An 18,147-nucleotide genomic window follows, 5' to 3' on the forward strand; every position below is an offset into this window, starting at 1 on the left:
TTTCTAATTAATCGCATTTCTAATTAATCCCGTTTATTGGTTATGGCTAGCGAGGGTACGCACAATGCAGCAACTCCTTATTTGCACCGATCTCGATCGCACCTTACTGCCCAATGGTAGGCAGGCGGAATCCCCCCTGGCACGGGAGCGGTTTGCTCGGTTGGTCAATCGTCCGGAGGTTTGTTTGGCCTATGTGAGTGGGAGAGACCGGGCGTTGGTGGAGGCGGCGATCGAGGAGTATCGGTTGCCAATGCCGGATTGGGTGGTGGGTGATGTGGGCAGTACGCTGTATCGGGTTCAGGGCGAAGACTGGGAACCGTCACAACTCTGGGAGCAGGAAATTTCCAAGGATTGGCAAGGGTTGATCGCCACGGATTTACAGTCGATGCTGGCTGATCTCACCGATTTAAGCCATTTGACTTTACAGGAAGCCGAAAAGCAGAGTCGCTATAAGTTGAGCTACTATTTACCGCTGGACACCGATCTGACGGACTTTAAGCAGTGGATGAGCCTGCGATTATCAGAGAAAAATATTGTCGCTAGCTTAATCTATAGTGTCGATGAAGCGGCGGATATTGGCCTATTGGATATTCTCCCGGCTCGGGCCACGAAACTGCATGCGGTGGAGTTTTTGATGCAGCGGCAAGGGTTTGATCATAGCAATACGGTTTTTGCTGGGGATAGTGGTAATGATTTGCCAGTGCTGGTAAGTTCGGTTCCGTCGGTTTTGGTCGCGAATGCCCGGAAGGATGTCATTGAACAAGCCCGATGGCAGGCTCAGCAACAATCCACGCTGGATCGTTTCTATTTAGCTCAGGGCAACTTTTTAGGGATGAATGGTTGTTACAGTGCGGGAATTTTGGAGGGAGTGGCCTATTATCATCCCCATACTACTGCTTGGATTGAGTAGGATAGATAAAGGTTTTACGATTTTTATTGTGAATTGATTTGATATTGCGGGGATTTTAAAGCCTGCAGTCCAGATTACTCAGGCTAGATTGTTCAGGCTTGGCGGGACGAGCTAGATTTAGCACTGACGAAATGGGAGCAAATCAGTAATTTTTACGTCAAGTTTGATCGATCGTGATTCAATGCTGGTTATTTTTCAGCATTGCAATTTAGATTTTGTAATTTAGATTTTGTAATTTAAACTTTGCAATTTAAACTTTGCAATTTCTCAAGATTGCTGGAAATGGATTAAATCTGCGAGGCAACTCTGTATGTACGAACAAATTTCCCACTCTCTACTGAATTCTATTCTGGATGATTTAAAGCCCGAAATTCGTCGGCAAGATCTGAGGCATTTCTATACTCGTTTAGGGGCGAATTTCTATGCCATTCACTCGTTGTTTTTTACGTTGTACGGCCATCGGGATGATTTTCAATTACAAATGCTGCGGTTAGTGGAAACGATGGCGAAGGGCTACATCGATCGCGCGCCAGAGTTGGAAGATTTGGATATTCGACGGGAGCAGGATCACAACTGGTTTTTGTCGCAGAAATGGGTGGGGATGGCCTTGTATTCCAACGGTTTTGCCGAAAATCTACCGGATTTAACCACTAAGATTAGCTATTTTCAAGAATTAGGCATCAATATGGTGCATATTATGCCGATTTTGAAATGTCCGGAGGGCCAGAGTGATGGGGGCTATGCGATCAGTGATTTTCGGCAAATTGACGATCGGGTAGGTACGTTAGAGGATGTTCGGCAGTTGGCCCAGGACTTCAGGAAGCGGGATATTTTGCTGGTGCTAGACATTGTGCTCAATCACACGTCCGATGAACACGAATGGGCACAGAAGGCGATGCAGGGCGATCGGGCGTACCAAGATTATTATTACGTTTTTGACGATCGGGAAATTCCAGATCTGTTTGAACAAAGCATGCCTGAAGTGTTTCCTGAAACTGATCCGGGCAACTTTACCTGGAATGGGGAGATGGAAAAATGGGTGATGACGGTGTTTCATGATTATCAATGGGATTTGAATTACAGCAATCCCGCTGTTTTTATTGAAATGCTCGATATTATTCTGTTTTGGGCCAATCAAGGGGTGGATATTCTGCGGTTGGATGCGGTGGCTTTTTTGTGGAAGAAGATGGGGACTTCCTGCCAGAATGAACGAAAGGCGCATTTGCTGTTGCAGTTGATGAAAGATTGTTGCCAGGTGACTGCGCCCGGTGTGTTATTTATTGCAGAAGCGATTGTGGCTCCCTTTGAGGTGATCAAATATTTTGGTGAAGATGCGATCGTGGCGAAGGAATGTGAAATTGCCTACAATGCGACGCTGATGGCGTTGTTGTGGGATGGGATTGCGACGCAAAATGCTAAGTTGCTGTACCAGGGGGTGAAAAGTTTACCGAATAAGTTAGAACGGGCGACTTGGCTGAATTATGTCCGTTGTCATGATGATATTGGGTTTGGGTTTGATGACAATGATATTCGCGCCGTGGGCTATGAACCGAAGGCCCATCGACGGTTTTTAGTGGATTATTTCAGCGGCCAGTTTGATGCTTCGGCGCGGGGGTTGGTGTTCATGCCCAATGAGGCGACGGGAGATGCGCGGATCTGTGGATCGTTGGCTTCTTTGGTGGGACTGGAAGTGGCTTTGGAAGTGGGGAATGATGAGTTGATTGCGACGGCGGTCCGTCGGGTTCTTTTGCTCCATGGCATTGTTTTGTCGTTTGGCGGGATTCCGTTGATTTATAACGGGGATGCGTTGGGGGTGCTGAATGATTACAGCTTTTATGAGGATCCCAGTAAACGGGATGATAATCGCTGGGTGCATCGCCCTAAAATCGATTGGGAAAAGGCGGCTCTACGCAAGAAACAGGGCACTGCTGAATATACGATTTTCAATGCGATGAAGAAGATGATTGCGATTCGTAAGGAGGTGTCTGCGTTTGCTGATTTTGACAATCGGGAGTTACTGACGATCGAGAATGAGCATTTGTTATGTTTTACTCGGTTTAATCATCAGCGGCCCTCGGAGAAGGTTTTAGTGATTGCTAATTTTAATGCGCAGCCCCAGTCGATCGAGGTGGAGGAGCTGAGGCAGGCTGGGTTTAATCTGCATGGTCAGTGGATTGATTTATACAGTGGTCGCAAACCTGACCAAGACGATCGGGGCATTTTGCTGGAAGGATTTCAATTTTGTTGGCTGACGGAAACGTAATTCGGCTGTTCGGGGGGGGGGTTATGTTTTGGCATCCGCCGAATAATGTGGCGGGGTCGATGCAGCCGATCGGGTTTTGGTGCCTGGTGTGTGGTGGGGTGCTGGTGTAGGGCTGGGCGACTTGGCGGAGGGTGGATATTGGGTCTGGGGGATAGCTCTAAAAAGTAAGGAAAGGGTAAGGTTTTTGGGGAGAAGTTGGGGAGTTTTGGGTGCAAGTGTGAAGGGATTGTGGTGGCGAGGGGAATTTTGCGTAATTTTTGCGTAATTTCCTAAAGGTGCTTTCCGTCACGGTATTTTTTCTTTAGAATAAGTGGTGTGCCGTTTTGGGTACATTTGATAAGGGAAGTCGATCGGGGATGGTTCCCAACGAGGCTGTCCGATCGATGGATGTGTGTTTCTACCCGTGGTTTAAAACGTTCTTTTGATTTTTTGGTTTGGGCTGCTCTGTGCTGGACATTTAGCGACGATCGAACGGATTGGTTATGACAATGAAGCTTGATGTGGGTCTGCGGGTACGATTCCTGCTGTTGCTTTCGGGCGGAGATTTGCGCCGGAGCGAGTTGTTGAAAGGTGTGCGAAAGACAAATGAGACTGCCAAGACTCATCAAGCTGCGTTGGATCAGTTGGTGGAGGATGGATTAGTCTCGGTTTCGGCTGAGCGTTATCCGACAGTAAGTTTGTTGGATGCGGGCCGATCGCAATTGCGGCAAGATTTGCTAAATAAAGAGTTTGAGTTTGCTAGTCAAATTGGTAAGCGGTTTGCGAATTTGCTGCTAGGTGTGATGCGATCGTCGATCGAAAATGCTCCGGTGGTTGTTGCGTCTAATGGTCAGAATGGGCACTCTACGATCGAATCCTACGAAGCATTTAAGACAGTCGCTTTAGAAACGTTTGATACATTGAATCGAAGCTTTAACCTCGATAACTTAGTGCCAATTTATCGACTTAGAAGAGAAATTGGTGAAAAAGTATCGCGAGACAACTTTGATGAATGGTTACTAGAAATGCAGGCTGAAGATATTGTTCAGCTTCAAGGAGGTAGCCTGCCGGATGGTGACGCCTCCAAGCTAGAAGATTCGATTACCACTGAATTGAGTGGCTTACGCTGCTATGCAACAATTCTGAATCAGTAAATCAAAAACATCGTTTGTCAACACTCCTGTTCCCACCCTTCAGTCATCTAGCAGGTTCTATATGTCCACAAGTTCGATGGATTCATTGCATCAAGTCATTTGCGCAAATAATCCTTTTGTAGAGTTTATAGTTCGTACACAAGATGTATGGGGCAAAGGATTTCCTGATGAGCCATCTTTAAATGCTCATGCATCAGATGCAGTGTTCAAGGCGATCGAAGAACTAGATAATCGGCAACGCCGAGTAGCAGGAATCACGCTAAAAGCTGAAAAAGGTTTAGGAAAAAGCCACATCATTAGTCGCATTCGGCATCGAATTCAAGAGATGGGGAATGCACTTTTTATCTACACGGGTGACTATGGAGATTTCAATCAAATTCGTGCAGAGTTTTTAAAAAGCCTAGCTCTTAGCTTGAAACAAATAGGTAGCAAGAACGTGATGCAGTGGCAAGAGCTTGCTACAGATCTTCTCAATGACGTTTTCAAGAAAAACTTTCATCCCTATGACTTACAAAAAGCGATTCCTCGTAAAATCAAGGAAAATCCTCAATGGATAGAAAATATAACCAGCCAAGTTTGTGTTGCTAAACCCGATATTAGTAATCCAGATTTAGTTCAGGCAATTTTGTGGACTCTCTCACCAGTTCATGCACCATATGCAATAAATTGGCTTTCTGGCAAAAATCTACCGCAGAGTAGATCAGATAGCCTGGGTCTTCCCAATTCCAATACAGAAGACCGTGCTTCTGAAGCTTTTGATATTGCTTGTCAAATTCTTGACTTGATTAGCAACTATAAATCAATTGTAATTTGCTTTGACCAACTGGAAGGCACTGCTATCAACGATGCTGGCTATACTAAAGCTCAAGTTGTTGCCAACTTAGGGATGGATTTATACAACAATATTCAGAGAGGAGTTTTGTTGACGGCAGTGTATCCTGATATTTGGGTACATCAAATCCGAGCACTTCCTTCTGCCGAAGCGGTAATCGATAGAATTGGAGAGCTTACGATTGATTTGAAATATCTGAATGCTGATGATGTTGTTTCTTTAGTAAAACGACGATTGGATGTTTTTTATAGTGAGCATCAACTCGTTCCTCCACATGCACTATATCCCTTGGATGAATTGACTCTGCGAGAAAAGGGAAAGCAAAAAGCAACTGCTCGAGATGTGCTTCAATGGTGCTATAAAAACTGGAAGGTAGAATTAGATAAGGTTCCACCTACCGAAAAACAAGATAATTTGGTGGAGCTTGCTTATCGCAAAGAGCTGGCAATTCTAAACCCTGATGACTTCATTGATGACAAAGCCAAGCTAGCTAGAGCACTGAGCTTTGGTTTTGAAAATTTGATTGGTAAAACTTTAGAAGGTGTACATATTGAAGCTATAGATACTAATGTAGCTCCAAAGTCTGCCAATAAAGGTTTCATAGATTTTCGGATTTTAGGGACAGAAAATTCTCAAACTGTGAAAATTGGGGTAGCCGTCATTCAATATCCTGTTGGTATTGGTGTGCAAGCAGGATTAAGCCGATTAATCGATTATCAAAAGTTCGATCTAACGAGAGGTTGCCTAATTCGTACAAAAGATGTTTCTCCTGCCGCAAAAAAAGCACAACAGCTTCTTGAACAGTTACTTCAACAGATGGGAGGAGAGTGGCCGCGCTTTGAAGTTGATGATTTGATCCCTCTTCTTGCTATCCGTGCAGTTTTTGATGCGAGAGAAGATTATGATTTCACTGAGCAAGAAATCAAGGATTTTATTAGTCAAAATAAACTTGCTGAGACTAATCCATTGTTGTTGGAAATTTTAAGTGATCCATCAGGTTCAAAACCTACCAACCTGACAGATGAGGATGCTGATATAGAAGCTCTAGATATTTCAGTGAGTTCTGATGTGGATGACTTGGCAGACAGCTTAAATTTTGGTGATGCTGCGTGAAAACTGAGCAGACATTTACAATGTTATGTCTACCTGCACCTGATGTAAAAGGGCTGGCAACAGGTCGGTTGATTTTTTCATTCCCATCAATCTTTATTCGCACTGGCCAAAGTTTTTTATTATGTCCTTCAGAAGTTTTAGGTAGTAGCGATTCAGTAGAATATTGCTATAAACCTAATTTTCATCAGTCAGCAAGAGATTCTTTGTCTGCCTTAGACTTAGACTGTCCAGAGATTGAGTATTGGGCAAAGTGTGAAAAGTGTTCCATTTTTAACAATATAGATCAGATAGAGGCTCTATCAGCCTTATCTATCTGGACACGAGATTGGCTGACTTCCAAATTAGACAAACAGCAAAGCCTTTTCCTGGCAATTTTAAGATTGTATAAACTAACATCTCCTTTTACTTTGCCACCTGAAACCATTTATCAAGATCGAGTGGGAAAATATGTTAGTCTTCCCACTTCTTATCAAATAGAAATTAATCAACCAATTTTAGAAGATCGTATTTTTGAGAAACGCAAAAAACAGCTGGAAGAACTGCGTACTCCAGAAAACCTAGAATTGGAAACTCTACATAGCCAAATTAGTGAAATCCTTACAATCAATCCTGCTGCAAAACTATTAGAAAAGGATCTCACAGACTTCCTAGGCTGGGCACAATCTCAAACCTCAACCGTAGACGATTCTGAATTCCATTGGATTGACCAAATCGCCACAGTTGGCAACTCCAGTGATGGTAACACCTTTGAAAAAATGGTGCGAAAAAGCCTAATTCAGCTAGGCTTTAGCAACTCACTCAATAACCCAAAAGCCAGCCTAGACCCAGACGCCTCTGGAGGTGCAGGCGGCATCGACGTTTATTGTGATGCCCCCTTTAGCCTCGTTGGAGAATGCAAAGCCACCAAACATGAAACAGTTTCTAATGGCGTGTCTGCACAACTCATTCACCTAGGACATACCCATCTTGGCAAAGCAATCTTCGATCGATCTGTTAAAGTTATTTTTGCTGCCGGAGAACTAACTAATCCCGCTCAACAGGCTGCTGTCCAAAATCAGATGAACGTTATGCGCCCAGAAACCTTACAACGACTTGTTACTCTTAAGAGCCAATATCCCGGCAGCATTGACCTTCAGCAATTAAGAGTCTGTCTAGAAACGCAGCCCTTTGGACAAGACTCTGACAATAAAGTCAATCAATTTATTGACGGCATCTACCAAAACTTACAAATCAGATCGCATATTATCCAAGTTATTAGAAAGCATCTTGATATCGTTATTCAAATGAATACGAAAGATGTTGATAGTACTGTTATATACGGTTTATATCTCGGCTCTAATCCTCCCACATTGCTGACACCGGAACAACTTAAAGAAATCCTTGTTGAATTAGCTTCGCCGTTGGCAGGATATTTAGGCCGCGTACCAGGCACCGATCGCTTCTACTTTTTGCGAGAACTGTCGATCGCCTAGCGCAGGCAACCAGGTGGATCAGCCAAATACTAAGTTTTGAAACAGGGATTGACAAAACCGAATCCATGTCTCTAGGCTGTTAACTTATAGTTCTTCCTGCATCCGGTTCCAACCCGCAGAAAGCGCTAAAAACCCAAAAAAATAGAGCGCCACCCAGAGTTGCAGCGAACAACCCTGAGTAGCTAACCCCCAAGCTGTATACCCAGCTCGGCGGCTTGCTGAGAATTTTAACATTCGATCGAGCCACCCTGTTTCGTAATGCGTCCGGGGTGGCTCTAAACGTTTGGGCCTTCCTCCCATCTGCCCACCGCCAGCCTCAACCCCTGGCCCACCCGGCAGATCCCACTCCCCCTACAAACCAGGAGAAGCTCCCATGTGTTTTACCGGCTTCAGCGACGATCGTCGCACCGATTCCCCTGCCAAAAAACAAATGCAAATCCACCTCATCGGCCATCGCGACCTGATCGAAAGCACCATCAACCAATTCCACGCCCTCCGCTACTGCGATCGCATCCGCTGGAGCATCCCCACCCGCATCCCCGACTCCCACGAACAATACATCAGCATCCTGCACCGCGAAGGCTAATCGCCAAATTGATTACTCAAGGCTACAGATCCGATCCTCCCTACCCCCTTTTTTAGGGAGGTTAGAGGGGGATCTTCCCTTTCCCCATAATCCTGAATTGAAAAACCTCTTCCCCAGCTATCCACCAGAGAAGAGGTTTCTGTATTACCCCCTTTTTAAAGGAGGTAGGGGGGATCAGAACATCCCGCTAACTATGCAGGAGGAATATGCACCGACATCGATCGCGCCACATCAATCCATTCGCCCAATCGATTGAGATAGCCCACTTCCACCACATAATCGCGATCGGGAACCGGAACCTCAATCCGCAGTTCCTGAGTCAACTCGCTGCAATCGTACTGATAGAAGTTTTCTAGGACAGCTTGATTGGGATCAATCCCCGTCACGTCATAGAGCCGCAACGCCAGATCAACACCACCACGATTGTGAGCATCGGTTTTTTGATCATCGGTCAACTGCCAACGCACCACCGCCTCCTTAGAGGTTTGTGGAATCAGCACAATCTTCGCCCGATCGCCCAGAATGCGCGTCCGAGCTGCCGCCGCCGTACCTCCAACAAAAGCTGCCCCCGCCGCTAGCGTGTCACCGCCAACCTGGGTGACACCCTCCACGACATTCTCCGCAGCCGTCCCCGCATTCGTCATAAATGTCGAGGCCGAGTTCTGCAAGTTGCCCAAAAAGCTGGGTGACCCCGTCCCACTGCCGCTGCTGTCCCCATCTCCGATCGGCGACCCTTCATCGGCATCCAAAACCACATCATCTAACCGACCTCGGGTATCAGGCGGTAACTCGTCTAAGTTAGAGGATTCAAACTCCCAATCCGAACCCAGGGTGATTTCCGTTTCGGCAGGAGTATCTGTTCCCTCCGCAGCATCCTGTTGACCCTGTAGGAACGACCAAGCCGCAGCTCCGGCAGCTCCCGTGGCAGCCATCCCCCCAGCGATCGTCCCACCGCTTACTGGAGGGATGCCTAGGGCATCGCGATCATCCGCCACTTCACCCGAACGATCGTTCCAAGCATCTCCCGACACATCCACATCGTCATTGGCTTCGGTTTGGAAGGGAGCCCAAGCCGCCGATGCGTTGGACTCATTCTCTGAGTCCGAAAACGAGGGCGTGGGCACAGGAGCCGCACGATCGCCCAATGTTGCAGTCTCACTAGACTCATCGGCCTTGCGAGGCAGCAACAAAAGCAAGAGCCCCAAACCTAAAAGACCCAACGGCAATAACCACTTCAGCCAATCGGGGAAATCATTGCCCAGAATCCCTTTATCTTCAGCGGCGGACACAGGATTGTTCGGGGCAGGGTTGATCTGCTCTCCAGTCACGCCCGGATTCGGGGCATTATTGGCAGCAATGCTGGAGGGCCGATCGGCGTTACTGACGGCACCGGGCTGAGCTTTCCCCTTAGGTGCATTGGCAGACACCGCTTTATTGGCGGCGGCACTCGCGGCTTGGGCTTTGTCAATCTCGCCCGGTTGATTGAAGTCGATCGCCTGGGCAATCCCCGACTGTTGAATTGCCTTTTGGCCAGCGGTGGTACCTGCAACCCCTAGAAATGCTTGGACAGCAGGATTCGGCTTAGGGCCTTTGTAAACGTAGAACAAAGGCTGGGAGAAGGGATACTTGGGATTGCTGGGATCCACACCATCCATCGACAGCACCCGAAAACCCGACTGGTTCTTCAGTTGGTTGGCGGGCACAAAGCTGACACCGTTCTTGCCTAACTTGCCCAGTACGGCCTTCATGCTGGTATCTTCCAGCTGGGTGGCCGTGGCTCCAGAGTTAAATTTGCCGGACTGGAAAGCCGGATAGGTCGGGAAGGCTTGGCGGGTATCGCTATTGACCCGATCGAGGACTTGAATGGCGGCCTTTTGCCCCCCTAGCTCCGACCAGTTTTTCAGCTCCCCGCGAAAAATTTTGGCAAATTTAGGAATGCTCAAATCTTTTTTGAACGGGTTGCCACTGCCAACAACGATCGCGATTTTGTCCCGTCCGACGGGGATCGCCACCAAACCCTGGGCCACTTCCGCTTCGGTCAGGGGACGACCGATCGCGGCCAGGTCAGCTTTGCCATCTAGCACCGCTTTCAGAGCCGATTGGACGCTGGTGGTGCTGACATTCACCGTTGCTTTTGATTTAGAAAATTCTTTTTCAAATTGTTGCTTCAGGGCTTGGTTAACCCCTGCCATGCTGTTGGCGCTGGAAATGCGCACCGCCGTACCCTGGGGAATGCCACTGGGCAACGGAAAGGGTACCGCAACGGCCTGGGCCGATTGCACGGGCGTTAACAGGCTCAGAGTGGTCAAGCTCAGAGAGGTCGTGAGGGGCGTTGCCGCCGCCATCAACGCAACCATCAGCCCCATTTGCTTCGGGGAAAGGATATTTTTTTGCACCATACGATTCACCCTACGCACGTAGGAAATTATGATTTGCATACCACCCTGCTTGGCCTACGCACGCCCCAACCGAAACAAAAATGCGCGATCGCGAGCGAGCAAAAACAGGGATATCGTTTGCAGTTCATTCTGTCAAAAGAATCCCGCCTTGCACCAAAAATTTAAGGCTTTTTCCGGTGTATCGCGTCTTTGTCTGAGGAATTGCTCGCCGTCATCGCCGGACTTGCCGACGGAATCATTGACTAGCCCCTAATCACCCACCAAATGATGAATGTTGCCCCACTCATCCTGTAACCTATACTTCTGTACTTCCCACAGATCGAGTTCATGGCACTGATCCACCCTTCCCAGCCGAATGTTCCCACGCCCATCGGCAAGGATGCCTTTAAAGAAACTGTGCGGGCTTATTTTGAGCAGATCGCCCCGGATCTCGATCGCTGGAGTCGTCGGAATCGCTACTACTATCAAGATTTAGAGCACTTCCATCAGTTTTTTATCCCGGTGGGCAGTCGGGTGTTGGAAATTGGCTGCGGAACGGGGGAGTTGCTGGCCAGCTTGCAACCCGCCGTGGGGGTAGGCATTGACTTCGCTGCCCCGATCGTCGAGATTGCCCGATCGAAATTTCCCTATCTCACCTTCCATTGCCTCGATGCAGAAACCTTTGCTCCCAAGGATTTGGGGTTTAGTTTTCAACCCTTTGATTTCATCATTCTTTCCGGGACGCTGGGCCATTTAGGCGATATTCAGCGGGTGTTACAACAGTTGCAGCCCTTCTGCCATGCCCGCACACGGCTGATCCTGACGTTCCATAACTTTTTGTGGCAGCCGATTTTAAATGTGGCCGAAAAAATTGGCCAACGGCGACCCCAACCGCCCCAAAGCTGGCTGTCCATGGATGATGTGGAGAATTTGCTAACGATCACGGGATACACGACCGTTAAGACGGGGCGACGCTTCCTCTGTCCCAAGCCCGTTCCCGGTCTGGCACCGCTGTGTAATCGGTTTTTAGCCCATCTGCCGGGAATCACCCACCTGGGCCTCACCAACTACATCATTGCCCGTCCCCAGCGTCTGGTGCCCGCCCACCAGGCTTCAGCGGAGCAATCGTCCTTGACCTGTTCCGTCATCATCCCGGCGCGTAATGAAGCGGGCAATATTGCCAACATCATCGATCGACTGCCGAAGTTAGGGCGGCACATGGAAGTGATTTTTGTGGAAGGCCATTCCCAGGACAACACCTGGAAGGAAATTGCCTATCTCTCCCAACAGGGCCACCCGAACTTTAAGCTGAAAGCCTATCAACAAAAAGGCAAGGGCAAAGCCGATGCCGTACGGTTGGGCTTTGAACGGGCGGGAGGCGATATTTTGATGATCTTGGATGCAGATTTAACCGTGGAAGCGGAGGATTTAGTCCACTTTTTTGAAGTGATTGCCTCGGGCCGGGGGGAATTTGCCAATGGATCGCGGTTGGTCTATCCCCGATCGGGGAAAGCAATGCCTTGGTTGAATAACTGGGCGAATAAATTTTTCAGTTTGGCGTTTTCCTTTTTGCTGGGTCAACCGATTAAAGATACGCTCTGTGGTACGAAAGTTTTGCGACGGGAAGACTATTACAAAATTGTTGAGGGTCGTACTTATTTTGGTGATTTCGATCCCTTTGGGGATTTTGATTTACTGTTTGGCGCAACGAAGTTAGGGCTGCATATTGTGGATGTTCCCGTGCGTTATCAACCCCGTACCTATGGCGAATCCAATATTGCTCATTTCCAAGAGGGCTTGGTTTTGCTCAAAATGTGTTTATATGCATCCCGGAAAATTAAATTTTTCTAACTTTACTTCGATCGGGAGCCCATTAATCTCGCGCAAATCGGGCGCATCCCACTTTTGCACCCCTCACCCTAAATCCCTCTCCCAGTACGGGAGAGGGACTTTGAATTTTGAATCTGGCTCCCCTTCTCCTATTTTGGGAGAAGGGGTTGGGGGATGAGGGCAAATTTGCAAAACTGGGATGCACTCACTCCAATCTCACTCACTGCTGGCGACTTCAGTCTGGGGTCTTGGTTCTTGAGCCTGTTCTGGGCACAACCTGTTCTGGGCACAACCTGTTCTGGGCATAATAAATCCAGATGACAGCATAAAGTCTACTGAGTGGCAGCAGGTAGGGAAACTCACGGTGCAGGAACGGGCATATTGGTTGGCTTGGACGGGAATTTCTGGGGTGGGTGATGTGCTGCTCCACCGGCTGCGCGAGCATTTTGGGGATTTGCAGACGGCCTGGGATGCCACAGCAGCGGAATTGTTGAACGTGGACGGCATTGGCCTGCTGACCGCCGATCGCATTGTCCAAGAACGCCGCGATCGCCCGCCGATCGAAGTTCTGCGGGCCTACGAGGAAAAGAATCCCCAGTTCTGGACTCCCAGCGATCCAGACTATCCTCCGCTGTTGCAGGAAATTTCCGACAAACCGGCGATATTGCATTACCTAGGCAATCCCAAACTGTTGGAAAACCTTGCGACAAACTCAGGCATCGCCATCGTGGGTACTCGTAACCCGTCGGACTATGGCAAGCGCTGGACGCAACGCATGAGCCAAATTCTTAGCCAGAGTAACTTTACGATTCTTTCCGGCATGGCCGATGGCATTGACGCGATCGCCCATCAGGCTTGCTTGGATGCCCACGGAGCCACGATCGCAGTCTTAGGAACGGGTGTCGATCAAATCTATCCCCCCAACAACCGTCATCTGTATCGGCAAATCTGCGATCGGGGACTCATCTTGAGTGAATATCCCCAGGGCACCAAGCCCGACAAAGCCCATTTTCCCCGCCGCAATCGGATTGTAGCCGGACTGAGCCGAGCCATATTAGTCATGGAAGCGGGGGAAAAGTCCGGAGCGCTGATCACCGCTCGCCTAGGCAATGAGTATGGCCGTGAGGTTTACGCGCTTGCGGGGAGCCTCGACAATCCCCAAGCGGAAGGTTGCATTAACCTGATTTCCCAAGGGGCACAAATACTGCCCAAACCGGAAAAGTTGCTCACCCTACTGGGCGCATTGCCGGGAATAGATTTATCGCCTTTCTCGATCGCTCAAAAATCATCGGCTTCGTCCATGGATGCGGCCACCCCAACCGCTGCGACGATCGATCTCAGCAGTCTGGAGCCAACCCTCAAAACCGTCATGGAAATACTGATCGAGATCGGCGGTTCCGTGTCGGTCGATCGCGTGGTTCAGCAAACGGGATTGCCAACGGGAGACGTGACCAGCGCTCTCTTGCAATTGGAACTCATGGGCCTAATCCATCAAGACCCAGGGATGCGGTATCGCTTAGTTTGAACCGTCTGATGGGTGGCTTGCGATCTGCGATAGCCTAGGATGCAGCGGTTGAGGCTGCAACGGTTTTTAACGGAAATTGTCAGATCTTGTCAACTTTTGTATTGTTTGTTGTCAATCTTGGAATCTCCCTGGATTTCTAATGCGCTTCTCAGTAGGCTTGAATTAGACTAAATTGCTAGCCTGTCTGAAGCTAGTCTCTAAATCTCGCGAGCATTACGTTTTGAGCCCATTCGCTTCGAGCATCTTAGCTTCGCGTATGTTAGCTTCGTCTACACAGTATGTATACACAACATTATGTATACACAATATATAGATTGCAGGCTTATTCACAGCCGCAGTCTGCCAGCTAATTCAGTGCGTTCCCTCATTCTCAGTTTCTAGCGTCAACGGTTTCTCATTTTCATCGATCGTTCATTTCCACAACTAATTTCCACAACTAATTTCTACCACTAATTTCCACAGCTAATTTCCACAGCTAATTTCCACAACAGTGATAGTTCCAGAGTGATAGTTCCAGAGTGATAGTTCCAGAGTGGAATGGGCAAACTTTTGTGTTAAGTCCTGGGGGCAATCATGCTAAACCGTCCCAGTTTCTGGGTTGCATCTCTCTCGCCTACTTGCTAACTCAGTGCCTTCCATCATTGTCACTACGATGACTCGTTCTCCAGCTTTACCCGATGCGATGCTGTATGCAAGGGGTTAAATTATGAGCTTTCGCCGTATTTTAGTAGGTTTGGATCACTCCAGTAAGGATGATTGGGTCTTTGGGCGTGCGTTGAATCAAGTTCATCCTCGTTCCAGTCATCTGTTAATTACCCACACCGTTAAAACCGATCGGGATGTCCAAGCCACGATGCCAACGTCCCTCGATATTCGCCATGCCCAGGATGCACAGTCCATGTACGATACCCTGCGACGGGTACAACACCACCGTTTGGAGCATGAACTCAAAAAAGCTCGCGCATGGATTGATTACTATCTCCAGCAAGCGATCGCGAAGGGCATTTCTACACAAGTCACTTGCCAAATGGGCAGTCCTGAGTTGAAAATTTGCCAGTTAGCCGATCAATGGAAAGCTGATTTAATCGTCATTGGCCACCGCGAAAATCAAGGAGTGCGGCAGGTTGGCGTGAATAGTGTCAGTCAGTACATTCTGCAACATGCGCCTTGTTCGGTACTGGTGGTGCATGAAACGGTGCAGACGACCCATTGGCCAGAGGATGAGGAGAGAACGCTTAACCTGCAACAAGTCTCAAGTGTAGCCGCCCATTCCCAGCCCGATCGTGTATCTTCTCCACCCCCAGCCAGTCGCCGCTAGGCCAGTCGGTTTTTGTCAGGGGTATCTTCCCATGGGTCATTTGTCTTTTAGATGAATTCTCTGTGTGTTAGCTTTAACTTGCGTCTTAATGAGATTAATTGCTTCGTCAACCTGTTGATCCATGGATTCATCGACCATTCACGAGTTGATTGAAAATCTGGTTAATCATTTGTTCCGGTTGCGATTTTGTTTCCTGAATTAATTGGTCGAGGGCTGTCTGCATGGCTCGGCGGACGGTCTCATAGCATTCATAAACGTAGGTGCGATCGTTGGCAGCAGCGCGACCATACCAGGAAAAGTGGATAGCGGGTAGAACCCTTGTGTAAATCTTGCTGGGAAAGGGGATATTGGGGAGGGGGCCAAGGGCAATTCCCCAGGGCCATCCCAGGTAGAGGGGAAAGACTTCTGGATCAAGGCCCAAAAGCCAAGGCATGCCCATTTGATGGAGTTGTTTAACGAGAGGATACAAGTCACCAAGCACAATTAGACTGTCGTGGGCTCCCGAGGAAATTGCAGGGACGATCGGGACTTTTTCTCGCAGGGCCAGTTTGATAAATGCGGTGTTCTCTTCGAGGCGGATTTGATCCCGTTGGGTGTAGGGCCGAAAAACGTCGTGAATGCCGCCGGGATAAACTAAGACGCTGGCTCCCGATCGCAGGGCCGCGATCGCCATTTTTGGGTGGGCCATAACGGCTCCGGTTTTGACGGCCATTTCGGCAATGGTAGGCAAACCGTGGTGTAAGCGGGGATGCATTAAGCCATAGACGGGCCGATCAATGCCAAAGCGGCGAAACCAGTCGTACATCATCATGTGCATGTCGGGGGCTGCCAGACCGCCGTTGTGGGAACCGACAAATAGCACGGGTTGGTCGAGGGGGATATTTTCCCAGCCTGCGGTGTTGACACGAAAGTAGTGATGGTAGGCCCAGTCCCACAGGGGCATGAGCGATCGAATATACTCGGGATCACGTTGATCGAGGGTCCAACCCAGATGTTCGGGGCTAGGAGCGGCTTGGGAGGCTTGGAACATGGGTGGATAGTTACGGGCAGGAGAGCATAGCTTTAGCCTACAAGGGGATTTAGGCTTTGTCTAGAATGCTAGTGGAGAAATGGACAGGAGGTCAGTGACTTGAGTGATGCGCTAGATTCAACGATCGGTTTTTACCAATAGGTTCTCTCTATGCTGGCCTTCGCCGCAGTTCCTGCGCTGCTTCTCAGCTTTTGGTTGCTTCCCATAGCTGGGGCATCGCATTTAGTCCGATTGCAGCAGGGGTTGTTTGCGGGGGGCGGAGTTGTATTGTTTGTTCTGTTGGCAAGCAGGCGATTCACTTGGCCAGTCTTCAACGCCCAGGGGGTTAAAGTAGCGCTGGCACTGGTGACGCTCCTTCCACCCCTTTTGGCTGGCTTTGAGGGTGTGCCAAACCGCTGGCTGTTGTTCTGGGGGATGCGTTTGTACGTTGCACCGATTGTGTTGCCTTTAACGCTTTTTCTCTTTGCAACCGCTGCTCGGTTCACCAAGGTGGATGCAGTTGCTATAGCGATCGTTGCGATCGCGCTGATGATTCAACCCGATGCAGCACAAGCGACTGCGTTTAGTCTGGCAATGGTCTTAATTCTTGCTCGCAGGTTTCAGCAATTCAGACTGCGTTGGGCGATCGCGGTGTTGCTGCTAAGTTGCCCGATCGTGACTTGGCAGCTTCCTGATCTGCTTGCGCCTGTGCGGTATGTGGAGGGTGTTTTTCAGGTCGCAGGTGAAGTGTCACCGCTGCTATTTATTCTTGCGATTATTTGTGTTAGTTTTCCCATTGTTGGATTGGTTTGGTCGAGCTATCAACAACGCACTCTAGCAGCGTTAGCGATCGCGATCTACTATTCTGCTTTATTGATGCAGGCACCACTTCAGTTAACGCCTGTGCCTTTGCTGGGCTTTGGGGCTGGCCCGATTTTAGGGTATTTTATGGTTGCTGGGGTACTCTCGTGGCGTCCCGGCCTCAAGGGTTAGTTCAAGGAGTATCAAGCATCTATTGTGGGGCAGTTTGGCATAGGGGATTTGCAAAGAAATAATATCCCCTCTTCATTCCGCTACCCTCCTACCCTTTTACTCTCCTACCCCTACCCAATTGGGATTTTATTTATGCGCTGTTCCCTAGCGATCGCCATGGATATCCTTCTTTTGCGAGATGGGTCACCCTGAAATAGGGGGGCTGGGTTCCTGAAAATCTAGGCCACTACTCAAGATCGTGCCAATATCCCTAAGATCTATTCCCCTGAGTCACCTCACAAATCTCAATTTTTTGTAAACAATTTAGAAATTCAGCGGATGCGTGGGTAAGTTAAGTGCATAAATCTGTAGGAACCCACAGCAAAGCTGTATCAAACCCGTTAAAGTTCCCATTATTTAAGTTAATATCTCAATCGTTGCTTAATTTCTGACCTATTCCCTTTCCCAGTCATCTCATTCCCCAAGCGTCCATGGTAGAGCGACTCCGCCAATACCGCGATTCCCGTTTCGGGAAGCTTCGCCATCGTAACCGCGCCCAAAATCGCCCCCCATCCATCCAAAACTTCAAACACCTTCCGATCCTCTTGGCCCACATCCTCATCCTCTTCGCAGGCACGATCGCCCTGCTCAAAGCCTATCCCAGCTTCACCACCAGCGAAATCGCCCCCGATCTCCCCGACGACGACACCGCTGCTGACACCGCTGCTGAACCAACTGCCGACAATCTCGCCCCCGATCGCACCCCCGATCGCGCCAACATTCCCACCGATCGTCCCCCCCAACCC

The 18,147-nt window shown here is 48.9% G+C and carries 14 protein-coding genes; 11 read left to right on the top strand and 3 right to left on the bottom strand.

Translation table 11 applies throughout. The features are described from left to right. The first annotated feature begins 64 nt into the window (after positions 1-64). From ACN4EG_RS14970 to ACN4EG_RS14990, 5 genes are all read left to right on the top strand, one after another. The gene (locus ACN4EG_RS14970; protein WP_431630587.1) at positions 65-910 is read left to right on the top strand and encodes an HAD-IIB family hydrolase; all 846 of its coding nucleotides are present in this window, start codon (positions 65-67) and stop codon (positions 908-910) included. A 310-nt stretch (positions 911-1,220) separates the two neighbouring features. Next, a complete protein-coding gene (locus ACN4EG_RS14975) occupies positions 1,221-3,173 on the top strand; it encodes an alpha-amylase family glycosyl hydrolase (RefSeq protein WP_431630588.1) in 1,953 nt (650 codons plus the stop codon). Between the two features lie 482 nt (positions 3,174-3,655). Then, positions 3,656-4,306 (top strand): hypothetical protein, encoded by a 651-nt coding sequence (locus ACN4EG_RS14980; protein WP_431630590.1) that lies wholly within the window; start codon positions 3,656-3,658, stop codon positions 4,304-4,306. A 61-nt stretch (positions 4,307-4,367) separates the two neighbouring features. Continuing rightward, a complete protein-coding gene (locus ACN4EG_RS14985) occupies positions 4,368-6,251 on the top strand; it encodes a hypothetical protein (RefSeq protein WP_431630591.1) in 1,884 nt (627 codons plus the stop codon). Then, entirely contained in the window at positions 6,248-7,723 is a 1,476-nt protein-coding gene (locus tag ACN4EG_RS14990) for a DUF1802 family protein (protein WP_431630592.1), read from the top strand. Before ACN4EG_RS14985 ends, ACN4EG_RS14990 begins: the two co-directional genes overlap by 4 nt. A gap of 84 nt (positions 7,724-7,807) precedes the next feature. Here the strand turns inward: ACN4EG_RS14990 and ACN4EG_RS14995 are convergent, their stop codons facing one another. Beyond that, positions 7,808-8,023, bottom strand: a complete 216-nt coding sequence (locus tag ACN4EG_RS14995; protein ID WP_431630593.1) for a hypothetical protein — start codon at positions 8,021-8,023, stop codon at positions 7,808-7,810. A 73-nt stretch (positions 8,024-8,096) separates the two neighbouring features. On the opposite strand from ACN4EG_RS14995, the gene ACN4EG_RS15000 reads away from it, so the two are divergent. Further along, complete coding sequence (locus tag ACN4EG_RS15000) at positions 8,097-8,309, top strand: hypothetical protein (RefSeq protein ID WP_431630594.1); 213 nt, start codon at positions 8,097-8,099, stop codon at positions 8,307-8,309. A gap of 191 nt (positions 8,310-8,500) precedes the next feature. Here the strand turns inward: ACN4EG_RS15000 and ACN4EG_RS15005 are convergent, their stop codons facing one another. Further along, positions 8,501-10,747, bottom strand: coding sequence for a substrate-binding domain-containing protein (locus tag ACN4EG_RS15005; protein WP_431630596.1), 2,247 nt, complete (start codon positions 10,745-10,747; stop codon positions 8,501-8,503). Between the two features lie 288 nt (positions 10,748-11,035). Between ACN4EG_RS15005 and ACN4EG_RS15010 the strand changes: the two genes are divergently transcribed. From ACN4EG_RS15010 to ACN4EG_RS15020, 3 genes are all read left to right on the top strand, one after another. Continuing rightward, positions 11,036-12,538, top strand: coding sequence for a glycosyltransferase (locus ACN4EG_RS15010; RefSeq protein WP_431630597.1), 1,503 nt, complete (start codon positions 11,036-11,038; stop codon positions 12,536-12,538). 343 nt (positions 12,539-12,881) lie between these two features. Beyond that, a complete protein-coding gene (dprA, locus tag ACN4EG_RS15015; protein ID WP_431630598.1) occupies positions 12,882-14,042 on the top strand; it encodes a DNA-processing protein DprA in 1,161 nt (386 codons plus the stop codon). A gap of 706 nt (positions 14,043-14,748) precedes the next feature. After that, a complete protein-coding gene (locus ACN4EG_RS15020; protein ID WP_431630599.1) occupies positions 14,749-15,360 on the top strand; it encodes a universal stress protein in 612 nt (203 codons plus the stop codon). A gap of 127 nt (positions 15,361-15,487) precedes the next feature. On the opposite strand, the gene ACN4EG_RS15025 is transcribed toward ACN4EG_RS15020, so the two are convergent. Then, positions 15,488-16,390 (bottom strand): lysophospholipid acyltransferase family protein, encoded by a 903-nt coding sequence (locus ACN4EG_RS15025; RefSeq protein ID WP_431630601.1) that lies wholly within the window; start codon positions 16,388-16,390, stop codon positions 15,488-15,490. A gap of 150 nt (positions 16,391-16,540) precedes the next feature. Here ACN4EG_RS15025 and ACN4EG_RS15030 point away from each other — a divergent pair, with 150 nt between their 5' ends. Both ACN4EG_RS15030 and ACN4EG_RS15035 read left to right on the top strand, forming a co-directional pair. Then, entirely contained in the window at positions 16,541-17,362 is an 822-nt protein-coding gene (locus ACN4EG_RS15030; protein WP_431630603.1) for a hypothetical protein, read from the top strand. Positions 17,363-17,832: 470 nt separating this feature from the next. Continuing rightward, a partial coding sequence (locus ACN4EG_RS15035; protein ID WP_431630604.1) for a hypothetical protein occupies positions 17,833-18,147 on the top strand: 315 nt, incomplete at its 3' end.

Origin of the sequence: Alkalinema pantanalense CENA528 (genome assembly GCF_050753345.1) — a bacterium.
Lineage (GTDB): Bacteria > Cyanobacteriota > Cyanobacteriia > Leptolyngbyales > Leptolyngbyaceae > Alkalinema > Alkalinema pantanalense.